This window comes from Haloarchaeobius sp. FL176 (assembly GCF_024609245.1).
GTDB lineage: Archaea > Halobacteriota > Halobacteria > Halobacteriales > Natrialbaceae > Haloarchaeobius.
In genome coordinates, this window is the sequence record NZ_JANJYH010000007.1 from 65,050 (window position 1) to 76,848 (window position 11,799).

The 11,799-nt window shown below is 66.8% G+C and carries 11 protein-coding genes; 5 read left to right on the forward strand and 6 right to left on the reverse strand.

Annotated elements, in window-relative coordinates; genetic code table 11:
- Positions 1-43: 43 nt before the first annotated feature.
- Positions 44-1,744 (forward strand): methylmalonyl-CoA mutase family protein, encoded by a 1,701-nt coding sequence (locus tag NO978_RS13850; RefSeq protein ID WP_257300185.1) that lies wholly within the window; start codon positions 44-46, stop codon positions 1,742-1,744.
- A 1-nt stretch (position 1,745) separates the two neighbouring features.
- Here the strand turns inward: NO978_RS13850 and NO978_RS13855 are convergent, their stop codons facing one another.
- A complete protein-coding gene (locus tag NO978_RS13855; protein ID WP_257300186.1) occupies positions 1,746-3,137 on the reverse strand; it encodes a UDP-N-acetyl glucosamine 2-epimerase in 1,392 nt (463 codons plus the stop codon).
- 183 nt (positions 3,138-3,320) lie between these two features.
- On the opposite strand from NO978_RS13855, the gene NO978_RS13860 reads away from it, so the two are divergent.
- Together NO978_RS13860 and acs are read left to right on the forward strand one after the other, a co-directional pair.
- Positions 3,321-3,629, forward strand: coding sequence for a hypothetical protein (locus NO978_RS13860; protein ID WP_257300187.1), 309 nt, complete (start codon positions 3,321-3,323; stop codon positions 3,627-3,629).
- A 60-nt stretch (positions 3,630-3,689) separates the two neighbouring features.
- Positions 3,690-5,669 carry an acetate--CoA ligase gene (gene acs, locus NO978_RS13865; protein WP_257300188.1) on the forward strand — a complete coding sequence of 660 codons (1,980 nt, stop codon included), beginning with the start codon at positions 3,690-3,692 and terminating at the stop codon, positions 5,667-5,669.
- On the opposite strand, the gene NO978_RS13870 is transcribed toward acs, so the two are convergent.
- From NO978_RS13870 to NO978_RS13885, 4 genes are all read right to left on the reverse strand, one after another.
- On the reverse strand, positions 5,666-5,953 hold the full coding sequence (locus NO978_RS13870) for a cox cluster protein (protein WP_257300189.1): 288 nt from the start codon (positions 5,951-5,953) through the stop codon (positions 5,666-5,668). The two genes, acs and NO978_RS13870, sit on opposite strands and share 4 nt — an antisense overlap.
- Positions 5,954-6,140: 187 nt before the next feature.
- The gene (locus NO978_RS13875) at positions 6,141-7,973 is read right to left on the reverse strand and encodes a cbb3-type cytochrome c oxidase subunit I (protein ID WP_257300190.1); all 1,833 of its coding nucleotides are present in this window, start codon (positions 7,971-7,973) and stop codon (positions 6,141-6,143) included.
- A 135-nt stretch (positions 7,974-8,108) separates the two neighbouring features.
- Positions 8,109-8,486 (reverse strand): DUF6684 family protein, encoded by a 378-nt coding sequence (locus tag NO978_RS13880; protein ID WP_257300191.1) that lies wholly within the window; start codon positions 8,484-8,486, stop codon positions 8,109-8,111.
- A gap of 93 nt (positions 8,487-8,579) precedes the next feature.
- Positions 8,580-8,996, reverse strand: a complete 417-nt coding sequence (locus NO978_RS13885) for a cox cluster protein (RefSeq protein WP_257300192.1) — start codon at positions 8,994-8,996, stop codon at positions 8,580-8,582.
- A 151-nt stretch (positions 8,997-9,147) separates the two neighbouring features.
- Between NO978_RS13885 and NO978_RS13890 the strand changes: the two genes are divergently transcribed.
- Positions 9,148-10,314 carry a thiolase domain-containing protein gene (locus tag NO978_RS13890; RefSeq protein WP_257300193.1) on the forward strand — a complete coding sequence of 389 codons (1,167 nt, stop codon included), beginning with the start codon at positions 9,148-9,150 and terminating at the stop codon, positions 10,312-10,314.
- A complete protein-coding gene (locus tag NO978_RS13895) occupies positions 10,311-10,697 on the forward strand; it encodes a Zn-ribbon domain-containing OB-fold protein (RefSeq protein WP_257300194.1) in 387 nt (128 codons plus the stop codon). The genes NO978_RS13890 and NO978_RS13895 overlap by 4 nt, the downstream gene beginning before the upstream one ends.
- A gap of 6 nt (positions 10,698-10,703) precedes the next feature.
- Here NO978_RS13895 and NO978_RS13900 read toward each other — a convergent pair whose 3' ends face one another.
- Positions 10,704-11,783: an alpha/beta fold hydrolase gene (locus NO978_RS13900; RefSeq protein WP_257300195.1), complete on the reverse strand. Its 1,080-nt coding sequence runs from the start codon at positions 11,781-11,783 to the stop codon at positions 10,704-10,706.
- Between the last annotated feature and the right edge of the window lie 16 nt (positions 11,784-11,799).

Sequence of the window (11,799 nt, forward strand, 5' to 3'; positions counted from 1 at the left end):
CGGTACCGAACCATTATTGCCCGGTCCGGCAATACTTACGCCCATGTACGACGACGACGACCTCGCCGAGATCCGCGAGGGGCGTGAGGAGTGGGAGTCCGAGACGCTGGAGCCGGTACTGGACCGCTTCGGGGAGCGCAAGGACCGGTTCGCCACGGTGTCGAACATGGACGTGGACCGGCTGTACACGCCCGAGGACGTGGATGACCTGGACTACGATGAAGACCTGGGCTTCCCCGGTGAGGAGCCGTACACGCGTGGGCCGTACCCGACGATGTACCGCGGTCGAACGTGGACGATGCGGCAGTTCGCCGGCTTCGGGACCGCCGAGGAGACCAACGAGCGGTTCCACTACCTCATCGACGAGGGTCAGACGGGGCTGTCGACGGCGTTCGACATGCCGAGCCTGATGGGCAAGGACTCCGACGACCCGCTCTCTGACGGCGAGGTCGGCAAGGAGGGCGTCGCGGTCGACACGCTGCGGGACATGGAGATCCTGTTCGATGGGATCGACCTGAGCGAGATCTCGACCTCCTTCACGATTAACCCGTCCGCGCCGGTCATCTTCGCCATGTACGTCGCCCTCGCCGACCAGCGTGGCGTCCCGCGCGACGAGATCAGCGGGACCATGCAGAACGACATGCTCAAGGAGTTCATCGCACAGAAGGAGTGGGTCATCCCGCCGGAGCCGAGCCTCGACCTGGTCACCGACACCGTCGAGTTCGCCACCGAGGAGACCCCGCGTATCCACCCCATCTCCGTCTCCGGCTACCACATCCGGGAGGCCGGCTCGACGGCGGTCCAGGAGCTCGCCTTCACCCTCGCCGACGGGTTCGCGTACGTCGAGGACGCGATGGACCGCGGCCTCGACGTCGACGACTTCGCCCCGCGGCTCTCGTTCTTCTTCAACTCTCACAACTCCATCTTCGAGGAGATCGCGAAGTTCCGCGCCGCGCGACGCATCTACGCCCGGGTGATGGACGAGTGGTACGACGCCGAGAAGCCCGAATCCAAGCGCCTGAAGTTCCACACCCAGACCGCCGGCCAGTCGCTGACCGCACAGCAGCCCCTGAACAACGTGGTCCGCGTCACCATCCAGGCGCTCGCGGGCGTGATGGGCGGCACCCAGTCGCTGCACACGAACAGCTTCGACGAAGCGCTGGCGCTGCCCTCCGAGCGCGCGGTCCGGGTCGCGCTGCGCACCCAGCAGATCATCGCCGAGGAGTCCGGCGCCGCCGACATCGTCGACCCGATGGGCGGGAGCTACGCCATCGAGGCGCTCACCGACCAGGTCGAGCAGCAGGCGATGGAGTACATCGACGAGATCAGGGAGATGGGCGAGGGCTCCGTGCGCGACGGCGTGCTCGAGGGCATCGACCAGGGCTTCTTCCTCCGCGAGATCCAGGAGGCCTCCTACGAGTACCAGGAGCGCGTCGAGGCGGACGAGGAGATCGTCGTCGGGGTGAACAAGTACACCATCGAGGAGGACACCGAGCCCGAGATCCTGAAGGTCGACGAGGAGACCCAGAAGCGCCAGCTCGACCGGCTCGAGCGGGTGAAGTCCGAGCGCGACGACGAGGCCGTCGAGGCCGCACTCGACGACCTCGAGGCCGCCATCGACGCCGGGGAGAACGTCATGCCGTGCATCGTCGACGCGGTCAAGGAGTACGCGACGATGGGCGAGATAATGAAGGTGTTCGAGGCGGAGTACGGCGCGTACTCCGAGCAGATCGGGCTGGCCTGAGTTACAGGTAGTCCATCCCGGTCGTCTCGCCGAGGTCGAAGCCCGCGCGCTCGTGGGACCACTCCACGGGCTCGTCGCGGTGCTCGTCCATGAACGAGACGATCTCCTGCCCGACGTTCTCACCGTAGAGCTCCGGCCCGTCCCGCATCGTCGCCAGCAGCGCGTCGTCCTCGCAGACCCGGCGGACCGCCGTCGCCACGAACTCACCGGAGATGGGCGGCACGAGCAGGTTCGTGTTCGCCTCGAACACCGTCTCGGGGCGGTCGGTGTTGAACCGCGCAGTGAGACACGCTGCCTCCTCGATGTGGTTCAGCTCCTCCTGCATGCTGCCGGAGTCGGTGAACTCCGCCATGCACTGCCCCGATTCGAGGAACTCGTAGACGTGGGCGTGCTTCTTCCAGAGCCCGGTGAAGAGGAAATTCGCCCGTGTCTCGTCGAGTTCGAGCAGTTTCTCGCGCAGCCCCGTCGCCTCGAGCGCGTTGCGGGTCGCCGTGAGTTCGACGAAGTTGACGTTGTAGCCGTCCTCGACGAGGGAAATCACGCCCTCGACGATGGCGCGGAAGCGGCCGGGGAGCAGGTTCGCGCGCCGGTGGATGTCGACGCGGAGCCAGTCGTCCCGGGCCTCGAGTTCGGGGTAGACGTCGAAGACGCTCTCGTCCAGGTCGGCCTCGCGCTTGGCCGCGATGGCGTCGACGACGCTGTTGCCGACGACCGGCACCCGCTCTTCGGGGTATCCCTCCCGGACGAGGTGCTCGCGGTTCAGTTCGACCGGCGCGAAGTGGTAGAGCGACGCCGCGGAGCCGACGAAGGTGTCGTACTGTTCGGGGAACGGCTCGGAGCGGTCGACGTGCCAGTCGCCCTCGAACTGCGCCTCGACGAACGCGTCGACGGCGTCCGCGTCGCCGACGCCGAGGCCGTCCCGGTCGACCGCGTCGTAGTCCGGCGCCATCCCGCGCAGTCCGGCCTCGTTGTGGGCGACCTGCTGGCCGGTGGCAAAGGCCCAGGCCTGTGGGACCGTCGCGGCGGCGTGCGTGTCACCGTGGACGAGGGGGACGACCGTCGTCTCCGGGTGGTGTTCGTCGAGATAGTCGGTGAACCGGTCGACCCGGCTCGTGACTTCGGCGGTCTTCTGGGAAAGGCCGCCGCGGACCCCCAGGTCGACACCGATGTGGTCCTCGACGCCGTACTCCGCCAGCCCGTGGCCGAGCAGGTCGTCGTAGTGCTGGCCGGTGTGGAGGATGAAGCAGGGCACGCCCAGTTCGTCGGCGGCGGTGACGACTGGGGCCTGCTTGTAGAAGTCCGGCTTGGTCGCCGTCACGACGGCGATGGCGAACTCGGCGTCGGCGAGGCGGGCGTCGAGGCGGTCCTCGTGGACCGTGTACGCGTTGCTCATCGGCTACTGGTCGACGACGGAGGGCCGAGTAGCTGTTCATTTCAGTCCGGAACCCACTGCGGACGTGCGCCCCCGACCACACTCGACAGACGAAGCCTCCTCTCGACTGTGCCCTCCGTCGGTCTGCTTTCGGCGGGTTGTCTGTCGAACGATAGCTCCCCGAACAGAATCGTCGTCCCGTCGATGGCAGTCGACAACGCCGACACGGAGTCCCCCGTCGTCGCACTCGTCCTCCTTCGCGACGGATCGGTCGTCGCGGGCGTCCGGCGGACGGTGGAACGGAAAGAGAACGAGGTGCTCGGTAACTACTACGTCGACTCCGGGTGGAAAGCGACGCGAGGGGTGTACACGGACGCGGTGCAGGTCGACGACCACGACTGGCACCAGCGGACTCTCGACCCCGGACCAGGCGTCGAGGTACCCCGCGTGACGGTCCGCATCGACGAGCAGGCCGACCCGGTCGTCACGACCGTTCCCGAGAGCCGAACGTAACCGACCCCCGGCGTCGGGGGAACGCTTATCCCGTTTATGACCGTCGGTCTTCAACGAACTATGACCGACGGCACCGACGAAACCGAGGTGGAGCTCGAAGCCAGACTGGCAGAACAGGACACCTTCGAACCCTCGGACGCGTTCGTCGAGCAGGCGAACGTGTCGGACGAGGGCATCTACGAGGAGTTCGAGGAGCCGGAGGCCTGGGAGCGGGCTGCGGACCTGCTCGACTGGGAGGACGAGTACGACCAGGTACTCGACGAGGGCGACGCGCCGTTCTACGAGTGGTTCACCGGCGGGACGCTGAACGCCTCGTACAACTGCGTCGACCGCCACGTCGAGAACGGCCGGAAGAACCAGGCCGCCATCCGCTGGGAGGGCGAACTCGGCGAGACACGCACGTACACCTACCTCGACCTCTACAACGAGGTGAACGAGTTCGCGGCGGCCCTTCGCGATATGGGCGTCGAGGAGGACGACGTGGTGACGCTGTACATGCCGATGGTGCCGGAGCTACCCATTGCGATGCTGGCGTGTGCCCGCATCGGCGCGCCGCACTCGGTCGTCTTCGCCGGCTTCTCCGCCGACGCGCTCGCGACGCGGATGAACGCCGCGGACTCGGAGTATCTCGTCACCTGCGACGGCTACTACCGCCGCGGCGACGCGTTGAACCACAAGGAGAAGGCCGACGAGGGGCTGCGTGGCGTCGAGCACGACGTCGAGACCGTCGTCGTGGATCGCCTCGGCGACGAGCTCAAAGTGTTCCTCGGCGAGCACGCCCACGACTATGACGACCTGGTCGAATCCCACGCCGGCGAGCGGGTCGAACCGGTGTCACGGGACGCCGAGGACATGCTGTTCCTGATGTACACCTCCGGGACGACCGGCCAGCCGAAGGGGGTGAAACACACCACCGGCGGCTACCTGAGCTACGTGTCGTGGACGAGTCACGCGGTGCTCGACGTCAAGCCCGAAGACACGTACTGGTGTTCGGCCGACATCGGCTGGATAACCGGCCACAGCTACATCGTCTACGGGCCGCTCTCGCTCGGCACGACGACGCTCATGTACGAGGGGACGCCGGACTACCCGGAGCGCGACCGCATCTGGGAGATGGTTGACCGCTACCAGGTCGACCAGTTCTACACCGCGCCGACGGCCATCCGGGCGTTCATGAAGTGGGGGACGGAGTACCCCGAGGCCCACGACCTGTCGAGCCTGCGGCTGCTCGGCACGGTCGGCGAGCCCATCAACCCCCGGGCCTGGAAGTGGTACTACAAGCATATCGGCGACGAGTCCTGTCCCGTCGTCGATACGTGGTGGCAGACCGAGACCGGCGGCATGATGGTCACGACGCTGCCCGGCGTCGGCGAGATGAAGCCCGGCTCGGCCGGCCCGCCGCTCCCGGGTATCTCCGCTGAGGTCGTCGACGTCTCCGGCGAGCCGGTCGGGGCCGGGGAGGCGGGCTACCTCGTCGTCACCGACCCCTGGCCGGGGATGCTGCGAACGCTGTACAACAACGACGAGCGGTTCGTCTCCGAGTACTGGAGCGAGTACTCCGACCCGGACGCCGACCGCTGGGTGTACTTCCCGGAGGACGGCGCGAAGATAGACGAGGACGGCTACATCACGGTGCTGGGCCGGGTCGACGACGTACTCAACGTCTCCGGGCACCGGCTCGGGACGATGGAGATCGAGAGCGCCATCGTCGGCGTGCCCGGTGTGGCGGAGGCCGCCGTCGTCGGCGGGCACCACGACGTGAAAGGCGAGGCCGTCTACGCCTACGTCATCACCGAGGACGGCTCCGAACCGGGTGCAGCGCTACGCGAGAAGATAATCGACGGCGTCGAGGACGCAATCGGCCCGATCGCCCGCCCCGAGGCGGTCATCTTCACGCCCGAACTGCCGAAGACGCGCTCGGGCAAGATCATGCGGCGGCTGCTCGAGGATATCGCGAACGGCGAGGAGCTCGGTGACACCTCGACCCTGCGGAACCCGGACGTCGTCGACGACATCGCCTCGCGCGTCGAGGGCGACTAGCCCTCGTCGACCGACCCGTCGTCGAACCGCGAGACGAATCGGACCGCGAGGAGGAGAACGCCGAGGGTCACGCCGACCATCACGACGCCGTAGATGGCGAAGTTGAGCGGCGTCACCGCGAACTCGGCGCCCGCGAAGCTCGCCTGCTGGATGTCGCGCCCGGACTTGACGGGCAGCAACACGCCGACGGATGCACCGAAGACACCTGCGAGTGCGACGACAGCCAGGTAGATGGCGACGACGATGCGTCTGCCCCGGAACCGGTCGCTGACGGTCTCTGTCACGTGCGAGACTGGGGGCTGGCCAACGATTAGCCTTTCCCTCTGTACGCCATAGGACGCGGTATGAGCGAGAAGGAACTGATCGGACTCGTCCTCGGCAGCATCGTCACGCTGATGTTCGTTACCGGCTTCGTGCTCGTCCTGAGCTAGCGCTGGCCGTCCGGAAGAATACGAAGAAGAATCGAACCGCTCAGGCGTCGGTTTCTGCGTCCTCGGCCTCTCCACCGTCGGTGAGTGCCGTCTCGAGACGGTCGTCGAACCAGTCCCACTCGCGGGATTCGACGCCGTCCTCTTCGAGGTTCCACGGGTCGGGACCGACGCGCGGACCTTCGAGGTAGGACTGGACCATGTTCCAGAGCCAGATGATCTGGGCGACCAGCAGGATGAACGCCCCGACGGTCGCGAGGACGTGGAGCAGCTGGATGAAGTCGATGGGGCCGACCGTGATGAGGTTGTACGTCGCGTAGCGACGCGGCATGCCGGCGTAGCCCATCAGGATCATCGCGAAGAAGGTCAGGTTCGTCCCGACCATCGTGAGCCAGAAGTGGGCCTTGGCGAGCGTGACCTGGTACATCCGCCCGGTGACGAGCGGGAACCAGTAGTAGACTCCCGCGAACACGGCGAACGCGATGGCGCCCATGATGACGTAGTGGAAGTGGCCGACGACGTAGTAGGTGTCGTGCAGGATGAGGTCGACGGGGATGGAGGCGAGGAAGACGCCCGTCACACCGCCGATGATGAAGTTCCCGACGAAGCCGATACAGAACAGCATCGGCGTCGTCAGGCGAATCTTCCCGTTCCACATCGTCGTGATCCAGTTGAACGTCTTCACCGCACTCGGTATTGCGATGGCTAGTGAGACGGCCATGAACGAGGCGCGGATGCGCGGGTCGATACCCGTCGAGAACATGTGGTGAGCCCACACGCCGAACGAGAGCACGCCGATTGCCAGCGTGGAGTAGACGACGAACTTGAACCCGAACAGCTTCCGGCCCGAGAAGCGCGGGAGCACGTAGCTGATGATGCCCATCGGTGGCAAGACGAGGATGTACACCTCGGGGTGTCCGAAGAACCAGAACAGGTGTTGATAGAGGATGGTGCCACCCCCGTCGGCCGTGAAGAACGTCGTCGCGAAGTTACGGTCGAGCAGCAGCATGACCAGCGCGCTGCCCAGGAGCGGGAACGAGAACAGGATGAGCGCGGACTGCGTGAGGATGGTCCACGAGAAGATGTCGAGCTTGTCCCAGCCGACGTCGGGACCGCGCTCCGTGAAGATGGTCGCGATGAAGTTGATCGCGCCCATGGTGGCGGAGACGCCGGTGAGGTGCAGCCCGAGCAGCATCAGGTCGGTTCCTGCGTTGAGGTCGGCGATGGTCGACGCAGCGCCCCCCTGTGCGGTCTGGGAGACCGACTGTGGCGGGTACATCGTCCAGGAGGCCATCGACGGCGCGATGCTGTCGAAGAACGGCGCGATGAAGAAACCGCCCCAGATGAGCACCGCACCCGGCGGGAGCATCCAGAACGCGATGGCGTTGATGCGCGGGAACGCCATGTCGTCCGCGTCGATGAGCAGCGGGACGAGGTAGTTGGAGAAGGCGGCGAGGATGGGCGTCCCGAACAGGAACAGCATCGTGATGCCGTGGCTCGTCAGCAGGGCGTTGTAGAGGTTCTGTCCACTGCTGACGCCCATCGCGGTCGAGAGCGTCTCGGTCACGTCGATACCGGGGGTGATCAGTTCGGTCCGCATGATGATGACGGCGATGCCACCCCAGGCGAACGCGAGGACGGCGTAGACGCCGTAGAGGATGCCGATGTCCTTGTGGTCGACGGTGGTAAGCCACCGGAATATCCCGGCCGGTTTCTCAGCATGTCCGTACCCGCCCTCGCGACTGACGATGCCGGAGCCGGCACCAGCCAGCGGCGTGTACGTGCGCCAGTCCGCGGCGCGTGCCAGAAACAGCACGACCCCGAACAGGAACACAGCCATGAGGGCTGTCAGCACTATCTGTCCGCTAATATCCATGTGAGTCTCTCAGGATTACTCCCTAAAGAAAGGTTCGGGATGCTCGTCGGTTGTCCGTTTCTCGACGCAACCGATATCGGGTGACGGCACTCGCGAAGGAGGAGAGGGAGAAGACACGAGCGGTGGGTGTGGCGACTACGCTTCGTCGTCGGCAGCGTCCGTCTCCTCGCTCGTCGTCGGCGTCTCGACGGTGTCGGCCTCGTCGGTCGCGGAGTCGTCGGCGTCGACCTCGGTCTCCGGTTCGGCCGCTTCCTCGGCTGCCTCGCGGGCCTCCGTCTCGTTGGCGTCACCCTCGATGGCGACCGCTGAGAAGTACGTCAGGATCGCCAGCAGCCCGAAGGGTACGAGGATGAGCCCGATCTGGAGCAGCGAGTACGTCCCGTCCCAGCCGAATGGGCCGTACACCATCGGCAGGAACAGCACGAAGAAGAACGCCAGGATGAACAGCGGGATCATGTTCACCGTCAGGTCGAGGAACGTGTCCTTGTCGAATATCGTCCGGTCTTGCTCCATCGTTGGGGGAGGCTTCGGACGGGCGACCAAATAGGTTGTCGTTTCCGGACCGGCCGAGCGTCGAACCGGGGGCCACCGCTCTGTCGCGGTCGGTCAGCCGCCGTGTGTTGGCTGTATCTCCAGCCGGAGGCGGCCGTAGACCGAGAGCAGGAGGCCGAGGACGCCCGCGACGGCGATGGAGACCCCGCGGTACGCGATACCGTTCGGGACTCCGATGAGGTCGCCGTTCTGCATGATGCCGCCGCCGTTGGTCGCGAACAGTGCGCCGCCGACCGCGACGAAGACGACTGCGAGCCCGCCCAACGTGGGCCAGGGCTGGTCGACGTAGCCGGTCTCGGTGACGATGCCGGCGATGCCACCGATCAGGAGCAGGATGCCGAACACCGACAGCGGGAGGACGGCGAACAGCACGCCGACCTCGGAGATCGCCACCCCGAACGCGATGAGCATCGGCCAGACGCTCGCCTTCGGGCGCGGTGGCGTCGCCGTCTCGTGGGACTCGTCTGCCATGGACGTGCGTAGGGAATGGAGCTATAAACACGTCACGAAGCCCGTCCGAGACCGAGCGTTCGCGCCCGTCTCCGGCCGACCGTGGTCGCTCGTGCGCGGGTTGACGCATTAACCACGACATATTAAACCGTGTGTCGTCAACCACTGCCTGATGACCGACGTACGAATCGCCGGTGTTGGGCTGACCAAGTTCGGTGCGTCACCGGAACGGACCGGCCGGGACCTCTTCGCGGAGGCCGGGTTAGACGCGCTGGACGACGCCGGTGTCGACCAGGACGCGGTCGAGGCGTTGTTCTACGGGAATTTCATGGGGGAGCTCGCCGAACACCAGGGCCACCAGGGGCCGCTCATGGCCGAGGCCGTCGGCGTCGACGCCCCGGCAACCCGATACGAGGCAGCGTGTGCCTCCTCGGGGGTGGCAGTGGCCGAGGCGGTGAAGGACATCCGCAACGGCGAGCGAGACGTGGTGCTCGTCGGCGGCGCGGAGCGGATGACCAACCTCGGCACCGCGGGCGCGACGGAGGCGCTCGCCATCGCGGCCGACGACCTCTGGGAGGTCAAGGCCGGGATGACGTTCCCCGGGGCGTACGCACTGATGGCGAAAGCGTACTTCAGCGAGTACGGTGGCGACCAGGAGGACCTCGCCGCCATCGCGGTGAAGAACCACGAGAACGCCGTCCCGAACGAGAAGGCACAGTACCAGCGAGAAATTTCGATAGCGGACGTCGTCGAGGCACCGATGGTCGCGGAACCGCTCGGGCTGTACGACTCCTGTCCCATCTCGGACGGGGCGAGTGCGCTCGTGCTCACCTCCGAGGCCTTCGCGGAGGAGCACGACCTCGACGCGTCGGTCTCCATCACCGGGACCGGGCAGGGCGGTGACCTGATGGCGCTGCACGACCGTGACTACCTGGCTCGCTCGCCCGCGGCGGACGAGGCAGCGGCGGAGGCGTACGCGGACGCTGGCGTCTCGGCGGCCGACGTGGACGTCGCGGAGGTGCACGACTGCTTCACCATCGCCGAGGTGCTCGCGATGGAGTCGCTCGGCCTGTTCGAGGTCGGCGAGGGCATCTCTGCGGCCCGCGAGGGGAAGACGACGCGGGAGGGCGAGCTGCCGGTGAACCTCTCGGGCGGCCTGAAGGCGAAGGGGCACCCGGTCGGCGCGACCGGCGCGTCACAGCTCGCGGAGATGACCTCGCTGCTCCGGGGTGACCACCCCAACAGCGAGTACGTCGAGGGAGCGACGACCGGCATCACCCACAACGCGGGTGGCACGGTCGCGAGTGCCGTGGTCCACGTGCTGGAGGTCGAACAATGAGCGACGACGAGACCTACGACGCAGGCTACGACGACTGGCTCGACGCCGTCGAGGACGGCGAGGCGTACTACCTCGAAGGCCCCGAAGGCGACGGCTGGTTGCCGCCGCGGCGGGTCGACCCCGCGACGGGCTCGCGAGACCTGACCGAGAAGCAGCTGCCGGAGACGGGCGAGGTGGAGACGTTCACCGTCGTCCACGTCCCGACGCCCGCCTTCGAACAGGACGCACCGTTCGCAACGGCCATCGCGCGGTTCGGCCCGGCGCGGATTACCGGCATCGTCGAGGCCGACCCGTCCGACGTCGAGGTCGGCATGGCGGTCACTGTCGGCGTGATGGAGACGGAGACGACCGGCGACCGTGCCGTCGTCTTCAGGCCGCAGTAACGACGCTCAGTTCTCCGAGCCGGTGTCCTCGACGTCGATCTCGACGGTGTCGGTGTCGTATTCGGACTCGACGGCGACGTCGGGGTCCGGTTCGTGGCCGTCTGCGCGCTCGCGTTCGAGGCTCTGACGGCGTTCCTCCGCGAACACTTCGCCGCTTATCTCGGGCAGGTCGGGCTCGATGGCCTCGACGAACTTGTCGGGGTGTTCGTCGTGGGGCAGCAGTCGGGCGTAGTCGATGACGACCAGCCGCGCTCCGGTCGCGTCGGCCAGCCGTCGGCCCTCGGCGAGCGGCGTGATGTCGGTCTCGCGGCCCCAGACCAGCGTCACGGGGGCATCCAGCTCGGCGAGCGTCGACTCCAGGTCGGAGGCGGGGTCGAGGTAGCCGCTGATGAACGAGGCCGGCGCGAAGCGGGCACCCGCCTGGTGGGTAGTCTGCCACTGGTAGGACTGCTTCGAGCGGCTGTAGCCGGTCATGTCGTAGTAGCCGTGGTCGGCGCTGAAGTACTCTAGCGACGGGTTCGAGGCGATGCCGTTGAAGATGGCCTCGCCGAGCAGGGGCGACCTGACGGCCCGCTTGAGCAGCGGCTTCTTCCCGCCGGGCATCGAGGAGGCCGTCGGGCAGACGAGCACGAGCCGCGAGACGTCAGTCCGGCTGGCGGCGGTGGCGGCGTACGCGCCCGACAGCGACGACGCGATGATCTCGGGCTCGTCGGTGACGTCCTCGACGAAGTCCGTCACGAAGTCCTCGTACAGTTCGGCGGTGTAGTCGATGGGCGGCCGTTCGGAGCGGCCGAAGCCGGGCAGGTCCACGGCGACGACGTGGTAGGCCTTCGAGAGCGGGTCGAATATCTCGTTCCACTCCTGGCTGGAACCGGCGGCGTTGACGCCGTGGACGAACAGCAGGTCGGGTGCTTCGGGGTCCCCGGCCTCCGTGTACGCCACGTCCATCCCGCGCCAGCGGTAGGTTCGCTGTTCGCCCTCGAGTGCGGGTGCCAGCGGCTCGGCACGTCGCGACAGTAGCTCGTTCGTCGCTGCCACGGCACCGACCGCGATGCCCGTCGACGCGAGTGCCCTCTTGAGGTTCATACCTGAGCTTCGGTGC